The following is a 21072-nucleotide window of genomic DNA, read 5'->3' on the forward strand; positions in this document are numbered from 1 at the left end:
GTCTATTTTTTCAAAATAAGATTAAAAGACGACTATTTAAACAAGAAATGAAAAAGTGTAAATACTAGGGTAGTGAGGTGACGTTGATTGTTTAGTAACTGGTTAAAAAGAAAAGACAACCAAGATGATCCATTAAATGAATCAAGAGTTGAATCGGGTTCATCAGATCCAAGAGAACAATCTTCCACTTTAGATAAAGAAGAGGAAGAATTAACATCATTGGATGCTGCACGTGAAATCCTTGATCAAGATTTTGAGTTAGAAAAATCTGATGATGATTATTTTTATTATTATTATTATGTAGATGAACCGGTTTCAGTGGGACCCACTATTCCTTTGATGACTGATGAGGAACAAGAGGTAGAAGAACGTGTTGTAACACCGACAGAAGAACAGGCATCATTGGCTCTTTTTGAACTTCAACAAGAAAATGCTGAATTAAGAGAATTACTCCAAAAAGCGTCGAACGATCAAAGTAATATTGAAAGTTTACGGGAAAAAATAACGCTCTTAGATTCAGAATTCGCAAAGATAGCTCAAGAATATGCTGATAATAAAGCAAAGACTGAACAAGAACTTCTAAGTAAAAATGAATTGATTGCAACATTGAACACTCAATTGGACGATTTTAAACAAGATAAAGAAACACTCACTAATTTAAAAAGTAAGTTGAGTGAGCTTTCAGAAAGCAATTTACTAATAACTAAACAATTTAAAGAAACGAGTGAAGAATTAGCTAGCAAAGATAATGAAATAAAAGTAATTCAAAAACAATTAGCTAATAAAGATAGTCAAATTAAAAAAATAACTCAAGAATTGACAGAAGAAAAACAAGCATTGCAAGAAGAAGTCGAGTTAAGTAAACAAACGATTAGTAAACTAGAAGAACATAATCAAGCAGTAACGATTCAAGATAAAAAAGAAGAAAAAGAACAAGAGAAAAACTTAAAGTTATTAGAACAAGCGATGATAAAAGAAATTAGTTTGCATAATGAATTAGCCAATTTGAGAAGTGAGAAAGAAACATTAGAGACACGACTCGTCGGAGTGCAAGAGTTAACATCGACTCATTCAACAGAAATGAATCATCTAAAAGAATTATTGTTAGCCAGTCGTTCTGCTTATGAAAATGAGCAAAATGTTAATGATAAGTTATCTCAAGAATTGAATGCTATTCAGGAAGAAAATCAAAAATTGGTACAAAGACTGGATGCGCTTGCAGAAGAAAAAGAAGGACTAAATCACCAATTAGGTCAACTTCAAACGTATCTCACTGAAAGTCAAACAGCTTATGAGAAAGAACAGCTAATCGGGAATGAATTATCACGTGAGCTTTCAGAACTTGAAGCTGAGATTGAACAGATGAAAGAAATCGAAACTGATTTAACGAGACATTACGAAGAAAAATTGAGTGAAATGTCAGAAAATAAAAATGAAACAGACAAAAGTGAACGGGAGTTAGCTGATATGAATGAAAAGTTAGAAAAAGAAGTTAGTCAACGAGAAAAATTAGAAAAAGAATTGGCAGAATTAAGAGATAATCAAGAATTAATGACCAATTTAGAAAAAGAAATCATGAATATGAAAACACAACAACAAACAGTAGCAACGAGTTTAGCAGAATTAAGTTCAGAAAAAGAAAAAAACCAAAAATTAGCAGCGGAATTAGAACAAGCAAAACAATTAGATGGTACTGATATCCAAGCCATGAAACGTGAATTAGATCAAGTGAAAACAGAATTAAGAATTGCCAATGATCAATTAAGTCAAGCTGGTGGGATGAACCAAAGTGATATCGCGCAAGTGATGTTAGAAGCCCAAGCAAGAGCAAGACAAATTGTTGAGGTTGCAAATTATGAAGCAAAACGTAAAGTCTCTGAAGCGGAAACAGAACTAAGCGTAGTCAGCCAAGAAGCAAGAAATTATTACCGTAAATTAACGAGATTAAAAGCAGAATCTGAAGTTATTTTTTCTGATCTTTTACGTAAATTAGACTCAATCGGTAATGTTGATCGTTTACAGTAAAAATAAGAGGTGATAGCTTTGACAACTAACAAACATTGGGGAATACGTTTTAGAAAAACGGTATCGGCTGTTTGCGTAGGGGTAACGCTATTTTCACTGGGTTCGCCAATCATTGAAACTTATGTATTTGCGGAAACACTGATAGAAGGACCAACAGAATCAAGTTCACTAGTAAGTAATAGTGAAGTTTATAAACATAAGAAAACATTGTCTGCGGCTTCTAAAGAACAGACAAATGCGACAACGTCTAAACCTGATAAAGAAAATTCTTTATCAGGTGGTGAAGAGACGGTTTTAACCGCAAGTGAAGAACAAGAAGTAGAAAAAGAATCATCCAAACAATCATCAACCAAGGATGAAGATTCTTCTGGCACTAATAAAACATTAACTGAAGAGGAAAATATCATTTTTCATTCTGAAAGTTCAGAAGAAGACAATAAAAAGTTAGAAGAAGCTCAAGAACAAGCGAAAAAAGAGAAACAAGACGACAATCGTCCAATTGTTTATACTCGTAATCTTTCTACTTTAGAATTTATTGAAGAAATTGGTGAGCAAGCTCGTCAAGTTGGTCAAAAATATGATTTGTATGCGTCAGTAATGATAGCACAAGCTATTTTAGAAAGTGGTTCTGGAAATAGTCAGTTATCCTCTAGCCCTAATAACAACTTATTTGGAATTAAAGGAAAGTATCAAGGAAATTATGTTGATATGTCAACTTTAGAAGATGATGGAAAAGGCGGTATGTTTACGATATCTGCTCGTTTTAGAAAATACCCATCAACTAAAGCGTCGATTGAAGATTATGCGTCTTTGATGAAAGGTGGAACCTCAGAGCAATCTAGTTATTATGCAGGTGCATTTAAATCAAATACCAAAAATTATCGTGAAGCAACTAATTTTTTAACGGGACGCTATGCTACGGACATTCGGTATTATGAAAAACTGAATGGCTTAATTGAAACCTACGAATTAACAAAATATGATAATAAAAAGGCTCAAAAAGAGATTGGTAAAAAAGAAGAGAGCACTGAGAAATTCATTAAATCTATCTCTAAAGAGGTTGTAAAAATTGGCGATAAAAATGATTTATATCCATCTGTTATTATTGCAGAAGCTATTTTAAAGAGTAATTCTGGTCAAAATACATTGGCTAAAAATCATAACCTATTTGAAATGACCGGTGAATATAATGGAAAATCAGTGTCTATGGAATCTTTTGAGAAAGAAAAAAGTCAATTTATTTTAAAGAACACAAAATTTAAAGAGTATTCATCATATGAAGAGAGTATCTCTGATTATATTTCTGATTCTAAAAAAGACATGGATCACTACATGGAAATGACACGGAAAAAGAAGAATAATTATCGTAAGGTGACAGCCTATTTAACAGCCCAAAATAAAGATGATCGCCAGTATCATAAAAAATTAAATAAAATTATAGAAACTTATCAATTGACTAAATTTGATAAGTCAGAAGCTTCAAAAGCAAATGAAAAAATGAATAAAAAAGAAAAAGATAAAAAATTATTCATGTTAAATAAAGTCGGCAATAGTTTATCAAAAACATTATCAGAAAGTTTGAAACAACCGGTCAAATATGAAATTGGTGAATCTTAATTTTTTGATAGAGCAATTCTCGGGAATGGAGTAACATTTTAGAGAATTGTTTTTTTAATCTATCGTTTAAAGGAGCAAAAAATGGAAATTTTAAAAAAGATAATTAAAGATAAGGCAAAGGTTTTAGATGAGTCGGTCTTGAAAGTAGATACTTTTTTGACTCACCAAGTTGATATCAATTTGATGGATTTAATTGGGACTGAATTTTATCAACGTTTTTCTAATCAACCGATTACTAAAGTCATCACATTAGAATCTGCAGGAATTGCACCTGCTGCATTTGTGGCACAAAAATTTGGTGTACCTATGATTTTTGTTAGAAAGCATAAGAGTATAACGATGGACAAAGAAATGTTAGAAGCGTCTGTACACTCATTTACAAAACAAGTCACTAATAAAATTACCCTTTCAAAAGATTTACTGACCAGTGAAGATTGTGTTTTAATTATTGATGATTTCTTAGCTCAAGGTCAAGCTGCTTTAGGGTTGAGTGATTTATGCCATCAAGCTGGAGCAAAAGTTGCTGGGATTGGTATAGTTATCGAAAAATCTTTTCAAGAGGGAAGACTATTACTGGAACAAAAAGGCTACCATGTTGAGTCTTTAGCAAGAATTACTTCATTTGAAAATAATCAAGTTCACTTCTTAAATGAATAGTGAAGGTGTTATCTAATGTTTATTGAATGATTTATTAAACTAGAAGTAAATAGATTGTTCATTAGAATTGAATATGATTTTAATCCACCCCGTAAAAATGAGATTGTTATTTTTATGGGGTGTTTTACAAATAAAATAATTATAATGATTATCATTTAAAGCTTTACACGTTTCCTTTCGATTGTTACTATTAGGTTATGTTTAAAAGGAAAAGAAAGTAGTTGAGTATCGTGTCAAAAATAATATTACCAAAAAAGACAATTGGTATTATTGGGGGAAATCACATTAGTCGGTTTTTAGGCTTATCTGCCAAAAAAATGGGGTTTAATATTGCTATATTAGATCCTAGTGAACAGTGTTCAGCTTCGTCAGTTGCAGATACTCATATCATTCGACGATACAATGATGAAGTGGGCTTGTTAGAATTATCTTTAAAGAGTGATATATTAACCTATGAGTTTGAAACGATTGATTCACAGGTTTTACGTTATTTATCAAGTGAAACACATCTTTCTCAAGGAACGTTGGGATTAGAAATTACACAAGATCGAATGTTAGAGCGAGAATTTTTAAATGATCACATGATAAATATTTCCCCCTATACGTCTGCGGTTTTAATTTCAGACATTAAAGAGACCGGTTCTAATTTAGGTTATCCTCTAGTTGTCAAAAGTGTTCGAAGAAGTGTTTTATCAGATTTAAGTATTATCATTCGTTCAGAAGGTGATATTAATCAAGCGGTGCCACTCATTCAACAGGGGGCTTGTTTAGTAGAACCTCTTTTAAAAATTGAAAAAGAATTATTTATATCAGTTGGGATCAATAAAGAAGGCGATTATACGTTGTTTCCAATTGTTGAGACAAAGCACGGTTCGGATGGAAAATTGAAAGAAGTTTATGCTGCGTATGATATGCTCAGCGAAGATTTAGAAAATCAAATTACTATTATTGCGAAAGTAATTGCTTCTGAACTATCTGTTACAGGGGTTGTAGGAATAGCCTTGTTCTTAACAAACGAAGGCAATCTTTATGTGAATGAAATATCGACGCGACCACAAGATGCAGGATGTTTCGCTTTGGATAGTTGTAATTTTTCTGAATATGATGTTCATGTTAGAGGACTGACCAATCAACCCTTACCAGAAATTTGTCAATTTATTCCTTCAATTTCAATTATGATAACGCATGAAAATATTGAATTAGTTTTATTGATTATGAAAAAGAAAAAGAATTGGCATTATTACTTTTATTATGAGCAAATTTCCACTGACTTTATGGGCCAATTGGGTCATATTACGATTCTTTCAGAGAACTTTGCGGAAACAAAACAAGAATTGAGGTATCTAGGTTTAATTAATTAAATAAATAGGGGTAGAATGCAATGGGGAAGAAAATAAAAGCACAAGAGGTAGCTTATCGATACATCAAAGAGCAAATTGATTCTGGGCAGTTTGAAACGGGAGTCAAGTTAATTGAGCAGAATATTTCTAATGACCTTGAAATTAGTCGTACTCCAATTCGCGAGGCCATTTCTCGATTGGTTGAGGAGCGGTATTTGATTAGAATTAAAAATAAAGGGGTTGTTGTTCATAAGCAAAAAATTTCTAACAAAGAATTTATTGAAATGACTCAGCTACTAGAAATATTATTATCACATTATCTTTTTCAGTTACAGATTAAAAATGAAACGTTGTTAGGAACAGAGATTTTAGTACCGCTAGGTCAACTAGAGTTTTCAACTAAATTGAATGAACGCCAAAAGCTCATGCAGTTATTTTTGATGAAATATTTAGAAAAATTAGATAATCAAATAATGAAACAATTAATAATGAAACAATTTGAGACCATTCATTATGTCGATTTTCCTGATGCGTCAACACATTTTCTTTATGATGAGTGCTGTCGTTCTTTTAAACATATGCTTCAACATATTAATGAAAAAAAATATGATTTTGCTCGAAAAGATGTTCGTATTTTAGTCAATCGCTTGAATTTAGAATTAATCGATCAACAAATATAAAGGAGTGTTTGAGAAATGAAAACAGTATATTTAGGACCAGAACGTTTAGAAGCGTCACAATTAATATTAGGCTGTATGCGTATTTCTGAAAAGTCATTGAGTCACGTTGAAAAATTACTTCAAACAAGTTTAGATCAAGGAATCAATTTTTTTGATCATGCGGATATTTATGGTCAAGGTGAATCTGAAAGCTTGTTTGGGCAAGCAATCAAACAAATGAAGGTTCCACGCGAATCGATAGTGATCCAATCCAAAGGCGGTATTAGAGAAGGTTTTTATGATTTTTCAAAAGAACATTTGAAAGCAACGATTGAAAAAAGCTTACAACGACTACAAGTTGACTATTTAGATTATTTTTTATTGCATCGTCCAGATGCTTTGGTAGAGCCTGAAGAAGTCGCTGAGTTATTCGATGAACTTTATAATGAAGGAAAAGTTCGTCATTTTGGTGTGAGTAATCAAAATCAAAATCAAATTGAATTATTAAAAAAATATGTTAAACAACCGCTTGAAGTGAACCAATTACAATATGGGGTTCAACATTCTCAATTAGTTTCTACGGGGATGCTAACGAATTATGCATCGCCAAGTTTAGATAATCAAGCAGGTGGCTTGTTAGACTATCTACGTTTAAGTGATATTACCGTTCAAGCGTGGTCCCCTTTACAGTATGGTTATTTCGAAGGTGTGTTTTTAAATGATGAAAAATTTCCGAAATTAAATGCTTTGCTAAGTAAGCTAGCTTTAAAATATAATGTGACTCCGAGTGCCATTGCTATCGCTTGGATTAGTCGCCATCCAGCAAAAATGCAAACGATTTTAGGTTCTACATCGCCGGAGCGTTTAATTGAAATGGCAACATCTCAACAAATAGAATTAACCCGTGAAGAATGGTATGCTGTTTATCAAGTAGATGGTCAAGTTTTACTTTAGGAGTTGTTAGGAGGGGTAAAAATGAAGATTGAATTAAATAATGTAAGTAAAAAATATGGTGTTTTCGAAGCTCTAGCAATCGATCATTTATTTTTTGAAAGTGGTCAAGCCTATGGGATTATTGGTCCAAATGGGTCTGGGAAGACGACTCTATTTAAATGTATCACCAATATTATAACGGATTATTCAGGAGATATTTTAATTGATGATCAACTAGTAAGAGAAGAAAATCATATTTTGGCTAATGTCGGTATCGTCTTAGATGACATGTCATTATATAAAAAACAATCGGGCTGGTTTAATATTCAGTATTTTTCCAAATTAAGAGGCTATGAAAAGGAAGAATTAGCTCTTGAATTAGCTAAAGAGTTAGAAATAGCAGAGGTATTAGATGAACCAGTCAGAACGTATTCATATGGAATGACAAAAAAATTAATTTTATTAATTGCACTATTAAATCAACCAAAAATATTGATTTTAGATGAACCGTTTAGAGGTTTAGATGGTGAAACAGTGACTTGGTTTAAAAGTTATTTAAAAAAATTAAATGAAACTGGATTAACGTTATTAATTTCGAGTCATGTTAGAACAGATATTGTTTCACTTTGTCAAAAAGTCATGGTTCTTCGTAAAGGTAAATTTGAAAAAGAAATCGATCTTAACGAGTTTAATGAAAAAATGATTCGAGATTGTTTAACGACTAATCAAGACTGTTTAATAACAATTTTAGATGATTTGAATTACTATTATCAAGTTCGTGATCATGTGATTCGTTTAAATATTAATGATGAGCGTTGGGCAGAAGTTAAACGACGATTGGATCAAGAGGATGTTGAAATAACTTCACTTTCTATCGTCAATTTTTTAGAAAATCAACTCAATTAGTAAAAGGAAGTGATTGAATATGAATCCATCATTGATTTTCAAAAGTGAAATATTTAAATATTATAAAGATAAACCTTATATGGTGACAACCCTAATCTTGACTTGTTTAAATTTATTTTTTGCTTTATTTTTTAAATTTTATCTAAGTCGTGACTTAATAACAGAAGAAAGTTTTTTATTTGTTGGTTTAATGACGATGTTCGGTGTTATTTGCTTATTTGCCAATCTATTCTTTTTAATTTATTATCCCTTTCATTTATTAGCAATGGATTATCGTAATAATGTTTTAGCGCTCCTCGTTGCATCCGGTGTTAATCGAAGACAGCTTTTTTTCTCAAAAATTGGAGCAGCTTTAGTTTGGTCGTTAGGTGTGGGATTATGCTTAATGTTTGCACCGATTCTAATTTTATTAAGTGAATTTGTGAAATATCCAGAATTTTTTGAGGTGATTAAAGAATTTTATAGATTACCACTTGAAAAGACGTCAATATTCTTGATTGTTATTTTAACAATGATTATTGGTCAAATTTATTCATTAGTTTTAGTTTTCTTTGCAACGATAGTGACTAAAGGAAGTACGCTAGCAATTTTACTTTATTTTGGTTTAAGTTGGGTCGGCAGTATGGTGAGTTATCTAATTTTATTAGTCACCCTTAATTTAGATTTTAGTGAATTGGGTATTAATTTATTAAATTTATTGATAGCATCATTATTAACCGTTATTTTTGGAGTACTTGCTTTAAAAACAATGGAAAAACAAAATTTTTAACTAAAAGACGAACATTAATAAAGAAAAAAGCAAGAAAGATTATCTATCGCTTGCTTTTTTCTTTGGAATGGGGTAGATTGTCATAGGAGCTTACGAATTGAAAGCACTAGCTACTTTTCGTTCGGTTTTCTCCCAAAATATTGAAGCTGTCTAGGAGGAAAGACAAATGAAGATATTTGATTACGAAGATGTACAATTAGTTCCTAATAAATGTATTGTTCAAAGTCGTTCAGAATGTGATACATCTGTTAAGTTAGGTGATCGCAGTTTTAAGTTACCAGTGGTTCCTGCAAACATGCAGACCATCATCGATGAAACGATTGCTGAGAAGTTGGCAAGTGAAGGCTATTTCTATATCATGCATCGTTTTGATGAAGAAGGACGAATTCCTTTTATCAAAAAAATGCAAGAAAAAGGTTTATTTGCGTCTATTAGTGTCGGTGTAAAAGCGGCTGAGTATGATTTTGTTAAAAAACTAGCTGAGGATAGTTTAGTTCCCGAGTATATCACGATTGATATTGCTCATGGACATTCAGATAGTGTCATTAATATGATTAAACACCTTAAAGTTTATTTACCTGATAGTTTTGTGATTGCTGGAAATGTCGGCACACCTGAAGCTGTACGGGAATTAGAAAATGCTGGAGCAGATGCAACCAAAGTTGGTATTGGGCCAGGTAAAGTTTGTATCACAAAACTTAAAACTGGTTTTGGAACGGGTGGTTGGCAACTATCAGCATTAAGAAGATGTAGTAAAGCAGCGCGTAAACCATTGATTGCTGATGGAGGAATTCGTACGCATGGAGATATTGCTAAATCGATTCGTTTTGGAGCGACCATGGTAATGGTGGGCTCACTTTTTGCAGGCCATGAAGAGTCACCAGGGCAAATGAAAGAAGAAGAGGGTATTCTATATAAAGAATATTTTGGCAGTGCTTCTGAATATCAAAAAGGCGAACATAAAAATGTTGAAGGTAAAAAAATCTGGATTAAATATCGTGGTAAATTGAATGATACACTTGATGAAATGCAACAAGATTTACAGTCTTCTATTTCATATGCTGGTGGTAAAGATATCGGCGCAATCCGTAAAGTTGATTATGTGATTGTTAAGAATTCAATTTTCAATGGAGATATTTTTTAGAAACCAAAAAGGACCTTACTGAGTACATACTACTTAGTAAGGTCCTTTTTTTATTTTAAAACCCATTCATTAATGGCGTAAGCCACCCCATTATTATCATTTGATTTGGTCACTTTTTTTGCTGCTTTTTTAACAGAATCAAGCGCATTTTCCATTGCGACACCTAGTCCGGCAAATTCAATCATAGATAAATCATTTTCGTTATCTCCTAGGGTCATTACTTCTTCCGCTGAAATTCCTAAAATGGCACACATTTCTGCAACAGCAGCTCCTTTAGTTGCTTTTTTGTTTAAGATTTCAAAATAATAAGGAGCACTTCGAACCATTTCAAAACGGTTGAAATGGTCTGTTGGAATATTTTTAATCGCTTCATCTAAAATATTTTTTTCATCAATCATCATCGTTTTTAAGATAGAAACGTTAGCCATTTCATCTACAGCTCGATAAGCTAATGGAATTCCTGTTAGGATGGCTTCATTGATCGTATATTTACTAATCTCACGGTTTGCTGTATACATCGTATCATAATCTTGGGTATGTAAGTGAACACCAAGTTTGCGGGAAAGGTACTCAATTTCAATATAGTCATTAAAATTCAGACCATGCTCAACTAAAATTTCTTTGGTCCCAGTATTTTGAACAAGCGCACCGTTATAAGTAATCATAAAGCTATGGTCATTTTCGAGATTTAATTCTTGGATTAAATCAAGGACACCTATTGTTGGTCGCCCTGTCGCAAGAACAATATTAACCCCTGCTTTTGTTGCATTTTGAATGGCTTGTTTAACCTCAAGCGTTAGTTTTCTTTCTGAGTTTAATAAAGTACCGTCAATATCGATGGCCACTAATTTTATTGCCAAATTCTCCACTCCTTGTTTAGTCGCTAATAATGGCACCATTTTTTAAGTAACGATTAAAAGCATTAATTTTATCCTCAAATAGAGTATAGGTATCTGATTGATGAGATGCAAGCATTTCTTTTGGAAAATAGAATCGTTGGTCTCCTGAGGTTTTGCCTGCAAGCGCATTCACCAGTTCACTTGCTTGCGATAGCTCAATCAGAGTTCCATCTGGTTGGTAAAGTTCAATTTGAGTTCGATGACGATTTTCAGCGGGGTGGTAAAAATCATAGGGTAAGTCAAAGCTAGAATTGATTGCAGTGTAATATTCAATATCAAATCCGACTTTTTTGATAAGCCCTTTTAATTCAGTGAGATATTTTTCAGTTTCAGGATTAAAAGCAACTGATTTTAATGGTTTACGATTAAGAAATCGTTTGGCTAAGTCACTCAGAATGGCATCCGGGTGTTCGGACCATAACGTAAAATTAGCGAGAAGAATACCATCGTCTAGTTTTAAATAATCAGTAAGAGAAAATTCGTTTTTTAGAAAAGGGACAATGAGTTGAGACTGTTGTTTAAAGTAGCTAGGATCCTCTCTAAACAAAATTTTCGCTCGTTTGAGCAAATGATCAAGGATGACCTCCATCCCTCTAGAAACAGGGTGAAAGTAGACTTGCATGTACATTTGATAACGACTGACAATATAATCTTCTACAGCGTGCATTCCATTCATATGGAAGGTAATCCCATTTTTATAGGGACGAATAACACGTAGAATACGAGTCAAGTCAAAGGAACCATATTCAGTACCTGTATAATAAGCATCTCTTAAAAGGTAATCCATGCGATCAGCATCGACTTGACTTGAGATTAATTGAACAACTTGAGGATTATGATAGGTTTTCTGAATGACACTAGCAACTTGGTCAGGAAAATCTGGCGAGACTTGTTTTAAGATTTGATTGACCTCAGTTTGTTCAGAAGTAATAATTTCAACGGTAATTTGTTCATGATCGGTATTAAAAATACTTTCAAAAGTATGAGAATAAGGACCATGGCCAATGTCGTGTAGGAGTGCAGCACAAAGAGCAATTTTCTTTTCCTGATGGTCCCAGCCATTTTCCGGATCATTTTTTATTGAGTAGTGGCGATGGAAAGAATCGCAAATTCGTCGAGTAATCTCATAGACACCTAAAGAGTGACCAAAACGGGAATGTTCAGCTCCATGAAAAGTGAAGGAGGTAGTTCCTAGTTGTTTAATCCGTCGTAAACGTTGAAATTCTTTAGTGTTGATTAGCTCTAAGATAAGTGGATCGGCAACGTGAATGTAATTATGAATTGGGTCGCGGAAGACTTTTTCCATTGGTAATTTGTTGAAAGGTGTCATCTTTATTCCTCCTTGAGTTCGGTTAATATCGTATTTCGTTGTTCCATCCGAGTCTGTTGTTTATCAAAATCAATTTGCCATACATCACTATCGAGATAACCGTTAATAGGATGCTCTTTTAAGTTAGTTAAATCAAATTTTTTACTAAGTGCTTTTTCGATTCTTTTTTTGACTTCTTCAATTGAGAAGTTCGTTTTAAGTAGGTCATTTAGATTTGCCATTGAATCTGGTCTAACGGGAGGATACCCGTCTTTACCAAAATTATCTCCAAGCGATTGCCGATAAAAATTTTCAATTAGTTTTCCTCGTTGTCCTTGTTCACCAAAAACGCTTAAATAAATCATAATAGCAATTCCTTTTTTGACCCGTCGTTGGGCAATCCCAGCAAATTTGTACCCGTTAATACTTAAATCAAATTCACCAGGGCAATAGGAATCACTAACTTCAAATGATTCAATCGTCATTTTTTGGTCTTGAAAAGCGAGTTGGATAATTTCTTTCATCATCAAGTAACCTTCTTCAATTGAATGAAGGTGATTTTTCCATTCATGTGGTAAAATTAACGTAAAATTAAGAATGCCTTCATCGCTCACAACAGCGAGCCCACCAGAATTTCTGACAACAGCTTGGTAGTTCAATTGATTAATGGCTTTGAGCCCCCTTTTTAGATCAGGTACTCGAGTGTCTTTCATTCCAAGAATGACGTGTTGCTCTAATTGCCAAAAGTGAAAGAAAGCGCAATTTTTTTCACCTGCAAAGGTTGTAAGTAAGTCAGTGTAAATAAATGGTGTATAATTTTTATTTTTTGAAATCATTTTTTGATCAATGAGTGTGCCTAATAATTTTTCATTCATGATGATATCCCCTTATTGATTAATGGTTTCATTATACCGACTGAAAAAGGATTCGGAAAGTAATCATGACTAGAATGTTTGACAAAACTGAAAAAAATCAGCAAAATGAAGAAAAGCTATTAGAAAGATGAATGAGGTGGAACAATGGAAGAAAGAATTTCAGTACCAGTAGAAATTAAAATAAAAACAGAAGTATTTCAAGAGAATGAATTGGTTGAACACGTTGTTGAAGTTTCGGGAAAAATGGTTCGTATCGGAGAAGTTCTCTATTTACGTTACGATGAAAAGATGGAAGGGGTTGACTCGGAAATTCCTGTAACGTTAAAAATATTACCTGATGGTAAAGTTGAATTGATTAGAGCGGGTGAATTAAGGATGAAATTGCGTTTTCATTATCAATCTCGTCAAGAAACGGCGTATAAATCTCCTTTTGGACAATTAGATATTGCGACCTATACAAATAATATCAGAGTGAGTTTGAAAGATCGCCCTTATTCTGGAAGGGTCTTAGTTGACTATGATTTATTTGCAGGAGCCGATAAATTAGGAGTTTATCACTTAGACTTGTCTTTTACTGCATAATATCGATAAAAAAACGATATTCAATTGCAATTCGCTATCATTTTATTGTATTATAGAGAGTAGACTGTGAAAGGACGTGTGCCAGTTGGAAATTAAAGCATTAGAAGACAAAATTAAAAGTGAATTATCAATGATTGAAGTGGCTCATGCTATATTAGAACAGCATGGTGACATTATGGATTTTTCTGACTTAGTGAATCAAATTCAAACTTACTTGGAGAAATCAGATAGTGAAATTAGAGCGACGTTACCTCAATTTTATACTGATTTAAACATTGATGGAAGTTTCATTTCCCTAGGTGATAACCGTTGGGGCTTACGAGGTTGGTATCCAATTGATTCAATTGACGAAGAAGTCACTGGAATTGATGAAGATGAAGATGAAGCACCACGTCGTAAAAAACGTAAAAAAGTGAATGCCTTTATCGGAGCTGATGAAGATGCAATTGACTATAATGATGATGATCCAGAAGATTTAGAACTAACAGATCATGACGACGAAGACGATTTATACGATGAAGACGAAGATGAAACCAAAGAAATTAAACAATACACAACTGATTTAACAGAAATTGGGGCTGACGAAGACGTTGAAGAAGACGATGTTGCTGACAATTTAACAATTGTTGATGATGAAGAATTATTTGGTGACGACGAAGAAGAAGAAGAAGAAACAATTTAATAAAAGGGGAGACTGTTTTCACGAGTCTCTTCTTTTTTTTAAAATCATTAGGAGATGAGGCAATGTTGTTATATTTATCACAAATAGTTGAAATAATTGTGCTTATTTTAAATGCTTTTTCTATTTTAATTTTAGTGATTGGAGTTGGAAAATCCGTCATTGATTTTACTAAAAATGAGACAGAAAAAGGAACGCGTTATGAAATTGTGCAAAGAAACAATCATATAAAGTTATATCTTGGTTCTTATATTCTTTTAAGTTTAGAAGTTTTAATAGCCTCTGATATTATTGAAACCATTCTTAATCCAACGATTGAAGATATTCTGATTTTGGCAGGTGTTGTCGTAATACGAACAGCTATTTCCTATTTTTTAGGTAAAGAGATCGAACATATCGAACAATGATTTTTTTAAAATGATAACTTATATTAAAAGGGAATGAGAATCTTTAAAAAAAGGTTCTCGTTTTTTTATGTACATTTTGAAGTGTTTTAGTACGTTTAATTGTTTTAATTTTGTTATTTAACACTAAAGTTAGGCGAATGAAAAAACTTTGTAAATTATTGCATATTGTTATGAAAAAAACGAAAAAAAAAAAACGTCTCGTGTTATTATCGAAAATGTATAGACGTACTGTAAAATGTCGTTTTTTTGAAAATATAATTAATATGAGGAGTGATTTTTTAGTGAGGTATCGCATGGGGAATTGGGTAAAACTCTTTACCCTCTTAATATCAATTTTTACACTATTTAGTGTACGGGGAGAAATAGTCGAGGCAAAGGAAGTTAGTGTAATCCAAAGTCTAGAATTAAAAGATGGTCGTAATCAGGAGATTAATGAAAAGACAACATTATATCCTGGGATGGAAGTCTATTTTCATGGTAAATGGGCATTAAAAAATAATACTGCGGTCGCAGGTGATTATTTTGAGATAAATTTACCAGAGGCGTTACGGGGTGTTGACGATTTAGGTGATTTTAAAGATTCAGATGATCCAAGCATTGTTTATGCTACTGGAAAATATATCGAATCAGAAAATAAATATGTATATACCTTTACAGAACAAGTCGAACATAGTACAGGTGTAAAAGGCGGTTTTGTCATTGCAGCTAAGATGAGTGAAACATTAGGCAATCAAGACGTTAAAATTGAAATTGATGGTCAGGTATTTGTTGACACAACAGTCAATGTTACTGAACGTCCATCAACGGAAGGCCCTCGTGATGTATTTGGTGGGGTAGTTTACAAAGCAGGAATTCAAAATCTACATGATACTAATAAAATTGATTGGTATGGGGCAATTAATGATGTTAAGCGAGATGATTACATCACAAGTAAAATTCATTATGAAGATACCCCTGCTGGGGAACAAGAGATATTACTAGATACTATCCAAGTAACATTAGACGCTTTTGTTTATACAGCTGAAGGCGACAAATACGATAGTATTAGTCCAGACGCTTCTTTAAAACAAAAGATGAATGAAATTGAACTTAAGATTAAGCAAAGTGTAAAACAAGAGGGTTCAAAATTTAGTTTTGAAATACCAAGTTTTGAATTAAATGAGTCAGTAGAAAACAAAAAAGTTTATTTCCATTATAATTATCAGTATCAAACAAAATATACTGGTGAATTTGGAAAAGGTGATACTAAAATTACTAATGGTGTAAAATTAAGCTATGATGGTAAAGAAACTAAAACTCATGGAGAGGTTAGTTTTAATAGCGATTTATGGTCAACGGGTAATCGAAACAAAGAAACTATTCAATTAGAAAAAAAAGATACAGACACAAAAGAGAAATTAACAGGAGCTAAATTTAGTTTAAAATCTGTTGTAGACAATAAAGTCTATTTTTCAACAGAAGTTAGTAATACAGGAGTTTATCAATTCTTAGATGAACAAACAAATGAAGAGATTATTTTTGATACTGGCGAGTATGAATTAACAGAAATAGCAGCTCCAGCGGGTTATCAAAAATTAGATAAACCAATTAAAATTGTACTTGAATCAGGTCAAACATTAACAGAAGAAATTTTAAATAAAAAATTTGATCCTTGGCTTCCATTAATCCCTGCGACAACGAAAGTTTCGATTGAGAAAAAATGGGATGTTAAAGATAACGAGTTAGTTCAACCAGTAGAAGTATCATTGATGAAAACAGTGGGAACTTCAGATGCGGTTGAAGTGAAAAAAGTTACATTGGATGAAAGTAACAGTTGGAAACAGGAAATTAAAGAGTTACCAACAACAGAAAAAGTGGCTGGAAAATTAATTAAAGTAACTTATTCAGTTAAAGAAGTTAATGTAAGTGATCGTTTAACGTCAACAATTACAGGGGATATGGAAACTGGTTTTGTCGTAACGAACACACAAAAAACAGAACCAATCAAACCACTGACACCATCGACAACGAAAGTTTCGATTGAGAAGAAATGGGATGTTAAAGATAATGGGTTAATTCAACCAGTAGAAGTATCATTGATGAAAACAGTGGGAACTTCAGATGCGGTTGAAGTGAAGAAAGTTACCTTGGATGAAAGTAACAGTTGGAAACAGGAAATTAAAGAGTTGCCAACAACAGAAAAAGTGGCTGGAAAATTAGTAAAAATTGAGTATTCTATAAAAGAAGTTAATGTAAGTGATCGTTTAACATCAACAGTTACAGGGGATATGAAAACTGGTTTTGTCGTAACGAACACTGAAAAACTAGGAATACTTGAGATTAGTAAAATAGATTCAAGTGATAGTACGAAGGTTCTTGCGGGGGCGGAATTTAAAATAATTAATGAAAATAATGAAACAATTGCTACTGTGACAACCAACGAATGGGGAGTAGCTCAAGTTATAGATTTACCATTTGGTAACTATCAAGTGGTAGAAACAAAAGCACCAGTAGGCTATATTTTAGACACACAAGAAAAACAAATTGAAATTAAAAAAAGTGTAGATGAACTTAATAAAAATTCGTTAATAATTACTAATACAAAAGAAGTACCAATCTTGCCTGTAGAAAAAGGCAAGGTAATGATTAAAAAAATAGATTCAAGTGATAGTACAAAAGTCTTATCAGGAGCCGAGTTTAGGTTAACTTCAAAGGATGGTAGTTATTCTCAAACAGGACTCACTGATGAAAATGGGCAATTAATATTTGACCAATTAGACTTAGGTTTGTACACACTGAAAGAGATTGCGGCTCCTTCAGGGTATGAAATAAGTGAAAAAGAAATTAATGTGAGTGTTGTTAAAAATAACAACAATAATACTATCGGTTTATCGATACCAAATATTAAGTCAGTCCCTTTAATTCCAATTGAACCTAATGGTGGAGTGGGATCTTTAAAAGTAATTAAATTTGATATTGAACAGTCTGATATTAAATTATCAGGAGCGCAATTCGAATTAGTTTCTATTGATAATCCGGAAAAAGTATTTAGTGCAGTAACTGGAAACAACGGTGAGTTAGTATTTGAAAAAATACCTTCTGGAAATTATAATTTGATAGAAACTCAAGCACCAACAGGTTATGAGTTAGATACAACACCTCAACTTGTTGTTATAGAAAAAGATCAAGAAAAAATAATGAATATATCGAATAAAAAAATTGAAATTCCAATAGTACCAGAATTCGGTGATTTCAAAGTGGTTAAAATTGATGCTTCTGATAAAGAAAATCATTTAGCAGGTGCCGAATTTACATTGACATCAGTTGCAAATTCAGAGGAAACATTTGTTTTAGTGACAGATGAAAATGGTGAAGCTAAAGTTCAAGATTTAGAGTTTGGTCAGTATACTCTAACAGAAACAAAAGCACCCGTAGGTTATGAAATCGACCAAAGTGATCGTACAATAACAATTGGTCAAACTGAGTTAGGAATAACGATTGAAACAGTGACTAATCAAAAAATTAAAGATGCAGAAGCTGGTGAAAATGTTGATAAACCGGAAAAAGAAAAACCAGTGAAGCCGGAAAAACCAGAACAAGAAAAACCGGAAAAAGTAACACCAGAAAAAGAAAGTGAAGAAGATGTAAAATCAGCAACTAAAAAACCTAACAAAGGCTTAGTGGCTTCAAATAAAGAAGCTAAAAAGAGTAAAGGTAAAACACTTCCTCAAACGGGAGATAGTGTTAATCCCTTGATGATAGGTGCTGGTGTACTGATTGTTTTAGTTGGACTTGTCTTAATTTTGAAAAAGAGAAAGACAAATTAATTAAGTATAGCGGTTAAAAATAGAGTGTGATGTAATGATTTCCCAAAGTTAGATTAAAAATCTAACTTTGGGAAGTCGATTCATCATAACTCTGTTTTTTTATTTACTGATGTTTATGCTAAAATAAAAAGTATGATAAGTGATTAAATTTATTGTTAAAGGAGTAAAGATGAAAAAAATAAAGAAAGTAATTTTAATAAGTTTGTTAGTCATTTTTATAGCAGTTGGTAGTTTAGTCGGATTTTTAAGTTTGACTGAGTATCGTCCGGAAAGTGTTGAAGTGCTCGAACAAACGAAGGGAACAAAAGTTTTATCGAAAAAAAATGGAGTAGGGATATTAACTTATAATATTGGTTATAGTGGATTGAGTGAAAAGGAAGACTTTTTTATGGATGGTGGGAAAAAAGTTCAACCAGATAATATAAACTTGGTCGAAGAAAATTTAAAAGGCATCACAAAAACGATGAAGGAATCTGGGGCTGATATTTTTTTGTTTCAAGAAGTTGATCGAAATTCAAAACGTTCCTTTTATATTAATCAAGAAGAATATTTGGCGAGAAAGCTGAACTCAGACACTGTTTTTGCGAATAATTTTAAAGTGGATTTTGTTCCTTTTCCGCTACCACCTATTGGCAAGGTTGACAGCGGTCTAGTGACAATGACTAATCTAAAAATGACAGAAGCAAAACGTATATCCTTACCAAATCCCTTTACTTGGCCAATCAGAATGGCAAATTTGAAACGTGCATTATTAGAAACGCGTTTTCCAATTGAGGGAAGTGAAAAAGAACTCGTTGTTTTTAATTTACATTTAGAAGCGTATGATAGTGGCGAAGGTAAGATAGCACAAAGTAAAAAATTAACTAAAGTTTTAAATAAAGAATATCAAAAAGGTAATTACGTCGTCGCTGGAGGGGACTTTAATCAGGTGTTTGAAGGAAGTGCTGATTTTCCTAAGGTCAATAAAAAAGGTTGGCGACCGGGGAGTATGCAAAATAAAGATTTACCAAATCATTTTTCTTTTAAGTTTGATGAAGTACATCCGACGGTTCGCGTCTTAAATGGTCCATATACCGGTTCATACCAAACATCAGAAGTTCATACGATTGATGGGTTTATTGTTTCAGATAACCTAAAAGTAGCGAGTACTCAAGTTTTGAATCATGATTTCAGATACACAGATCACCAAGCGGTTCAACTAAACTTTGAATTCAATTAGTAGAATAAGAGAAAGAGGAAACGGGCTGAAACGCCCTTGACTTCTTGACTAATTTTGGATAGATTGTTTAATGAAATACAACCTGTTACACTAATAAAAAAATAAAGGAGGGAGAAAATTGCCGACAATTAAAGATATCGCAAAATACACTGGAGTCAGTCCGACCACTGTATCTAATGTCATTCATGGTCGATTTTCAAAAGTTTCTCCAGAAACAAAAGAAAAGGTTGAGAAAGCTCTCAAGGAGTTAGACTATTCGTCTCATATGGCGGGTCGATTATTAGGAAAACATGGTTCGAGAATTATCGGTGTTATCATTCAAGATGAATCGGCATTGATTGAGCAATTTTATGATAATCCCTATCATGGTGAATTAATACAAGCACTGGAATTTAATATTCGTGAAATAGGTTATTTTATGATGTTTCACCGGGTTTCTAATTTTAATGAAGGCGCTCGGTTAGTCGATATGTGGGATTTAGAAGGGGTGATTGTTTCAGGAGCTTCTAATGAGGATATTTCTCGTTGGCAAGAAAAAGTAAAGGTTCCGATTGTGTTTCTAGATAGTTATGCTAAAGAAGCTCAAGCTCCATTATTAAGTGTCGGATTGGAAGACTATGAAGGAGCTTTTAAAATGACCAAACATTTGATAGATTATGGACATGAGCAGCTGATGTTTATTGCTAAAGAAGAAAATCCTGCAAATTGGGAAGGGGTTGATGCCTTTCGTGCTCGTGGCTTTTTAGAAGCGGCTAAAGAGCGAGGTGTTCAAGCTGAACTCTATGGTTTGATTTCTACATATCGACATTATCAGACGGCGATTAAAAATTTAGTTGCTCAAGAATTTAATGGTTGTACTGCTTTGTTTTTTGCTTCAGATTTATTAGCTGTTCAATCGGTTTCTGAATTAAACACCCTTGGAATCAAAGTACCTGAAGATATTTCTATCGTTAGTTTTGACGGCACACCTTACAGTCGCTATGCTAATCCTCAAATCTCATCGGTTTATCAAGATGTACAAGAAAAAGCTTCTGTTGCCGTTACTTTATTACTGAATGCAATTCAGTCACAAGAGATCTTTTCAAAACATTATCGGATCGGGACCGAATTAGTTTATGGTTCCTCTGTAAAAAAAATACTATAAAGATGTAACCGCTTAAAAAAAATAATTGACAATCTTTTTTCAACATGCTATATTTCTAGAGAAGGGTGTTCCGCAACACCTAAAGAGAAGAATAAGGTTTAG

The 21072-nt window shown here is 32.9% G+C and carries 18 protein-coding genes; 15 read left to right on the forward strand and 3 right to left on the reverse strand.

The window, feature by feature from the left end; all coding sequences use genetic code 11:
- Nucleotides 1-87 precede the first annotated feature (87 nt).
- From ACTJFD_RS04135 to guaC, 9 genes are all read left to right on the forward strand, one after another.
- The gene (locus tag ACTJFD_RS04135; protein WP_442259847.1) at nt 88-2025 is read left to right on the forward strand and encodes a hypothetical protein; all 1938 of its coding nucleotides are present in this window, start codon (nt 88-90) and stop codon (nt 2023-2025) included.
- Between the two features lie 18 nt (nt 2026-2043).
- A complete protein-coding gene (locus tag ACTJFD_RS04140) occupies nt 2044-3642 on the forward strand; it encodes a glucosaminidase domain-containing protein (protein ID WP_442259848.1) in 1599 nt (532 codons plus the stop codon).
- 81 nt (nt 3643-3723) lie between these two features.
- A complete protein-coding gene (locus tag ACTJFD_RS04145; RefSeq protein ID WP_442259849.1) occupies nt 3724-4299 on the forward strand; it encodes a xanthine phosphoribosyltransferase in 576 nt (191 codons plus the stop codon).
- Nucleotides 4300-4529: 230 nt separating this feature from the next.
- Nucleotides 4530-5660: an ATP-grasp domain-containing protein gene (locus ACTJFD_RS04150; protein ID WP_442259850.1), complete on the forward strand. Its 1131-nt coding sequence runs from the start codon at nt 4530-4532 to the stop codon at nt 5658-5660.
- Between the two features lie 20 nt (nt 5661-5680).
- Nucleotides 5681-6319, forward strand: coding sequence for a GntR family transcriptional regulator (locus tag ACTJFD_RS04155; RefSeq protein ID WP_442259851.1), 639 nt, complete (start codon nt 5681-5683; stop codon nt 6317-6319).
- A 15-nt stretch (nt 6320-6334) separates the two neighbouring features.
- Nucleotides 6335-7252: an aldo/keto reductase gene (locus ACTJFD_RS04160; protein WP_442259852.1), complete on the forward strand. Its 918-nt coding sequence runs from the start codon at nt 6335-6337 to the stop codon at nt 7250-7252.
- A 21-nt stretch (nt 7253-7273) separates the two neighbouring features.
- Nucleotides 7274-8137 carry an ATP-binding cassette domain-containing protein gene (locus tag ACTJFD_RS04165; protein ID WP_442259853.1) on the forward strand — a complete coding sequence of 288 codons (864 nt, stop codon included), beginning with the start codon at nt 7274-7276 and terminating at the stop codon, nt 8135-8137.
- 19 nt (nt 8138-8156) lie between these two features.
- Nucleotides 8157-8906, forward strand: coding sequence for a hypothetical protein (locus ACTJFD_RS04170; protein WP_442259854.1), 750 nt, complete (start codon nt 8157-8159; stop codon nt 8904-8906).
- A 166-nt stretch (nt 8907-9072) separates the two neighbouring features.
- Nucleotides 9073-10050 (forward strand): GMP reductase, encoded by a 978-nt coding sequence (gene guaC, locus ACTJFD_RS04175; RefSeq protein ID WP_442259855.1) that lies wholly within the window; start codon nt 9073-9075, stop codon nt 10048-10050.
- Nucleotides 10051-10100: 50 nt separating this feature from the next.
- Here the strand turns inward: guaC and yidA are convergent, their stop codons facing one another.
- Genes yidA through ACTJFD_RS04190 form a run of 3 tightly spaced genes read right to left on the reverse strand, consistent with a single transcriptional unit; the run spans nt 10101 to nt 13133 of the window.
- On the reverse strand, nt 10101-10910 hold the full coding sequence (yidA, locus tag ACTJFD_RS04180; RefSeq protein WP_442259856.1) for a sugar-phosphatase: 810 nt from the start codon (nt 10908-10910) through the stop codon (nt 10101-10103).
- A 16-nt stretch (nt 10911-10926) separates the two neighbouring features.
- Entirely contained in the window at nt 10927-12279 is a 1353-nt protein-coding gene (locus tag ACTJFD_RS04185) for an HD domain-containing protein (RefSeq protein ID WP_442259857.1), read from the reverse strand.
- A gap of 2 nt (nt 12280-12281) precedes the next feature.
- Nucleotides 12282-13133 (reverse strand): lipoate--protein ligase family protein, encoded by an 852-nt coding sequence (locus tag ACTJFD_RS04190; protein WP_442259858.1) that lies wholly within the window; start codon nt 13131-13133, stop codon nt 12282-12284.
- Nucleotides 13134-13277: 144 nt separating this feature from the next.
- On the opposite strand from ACTJFD_RS04190, the gene ACTJFD_RS04195 reads away from it, so the two are divergent.
- The 6 genes from ACTJFD_RS04195 to ACTJFD_RS04220 all read left to right on the forward strand — a co-directional run bounded on the left by ACTJFD_RS04195 (nt 13278) and on the right by ACTJFD_RS04220 (nt 20970).
- Nucleotides 13278-13715 carry a DUF1934 domain-containing protein gene (locus tag ACTJFD_RS04195; RefSeq protein WP_442259859.1) on the forward strand — a complete coding sequence of 146 codons (438 nt, stop codon included), beginning with the start codon at nt 13278-13280 and terminating at the stop codon, nt 13713-13715.
- Nucleotides 13716-13800: 85 nt separating this feature from the next.
- Nucleotides 13801-14397 carry a DNA-directed RNA polymerase subunit delta gene (rpoE, locus tag ACTJFD_RS04200; RefSeq protein ID WP_442259860.1) on the forward strand — a complete coding sequence of 199 codons (597 nt, stop codon included), beginning with the start codon at nt 13801-13803 and terminating at the stop codon, nt 14395-14397.
- A 62-nt stretch (nt 14398-14459) separates the two neighbouring features.
- Nucleotides 14460-14801: a DUF1622 domain-containing protein gene (locus ACTJFD_RS04205; protein ID WP_442259861.1), complete on the forward strand. Its 342-nt coding sequence runs from the start codon at nt 14460-14462 to the stop codon at nt 14799-14801.
- Nucleotides 14802-15094: 293 nt separating this feature from the next.
- Nucleotides 15095-18607, forward strand: a complete 3513-nt coding sequence (locus tag ACTJFD_RS04210) for a SpaA isopeptide-forming pilin-related protein (protein ID WP_442259862.1) — start codon at nt 15095-15097, stop codon at nt 18605-18607.
- Nucleotides 18608-18776: 169 nt separating this feature from the next.
- Nucleotides 18777-19826 (forward strand): endonuclease/exonuclease/phosphatase family protein, encoded by a 1050-nt coding sequence (locus tag ACTJFD_RS04215; protein WP_442259863.1) that lies wholly within the window; start codon nt 18777-18779, stop codon nt 19824-19826.
- Between the two features lie 118 nt (nt 19827-19944).
- Nucleotides 19945-20970, forward strand: a complete 1026-nt coding sequence (locus ACTJFD_RS04220) for a LacI family DNA-binding transcriptional regulator (protein ID WP_442259864.1) — start codon at nt 19945-19947, stop codon at nt 20968-20970.
- Nucleotides 20971-21072: the final 102 nt, after the last annotated feature.

The sequence above is a fragment of the Vagococcus sp. genome (assembly GCF_052102835.1).
Taxonomy (GTDB): Bacteria; Bacillota; Bacilli; order Lactobacillales; family Vagococcaceae; genus Vagococcus.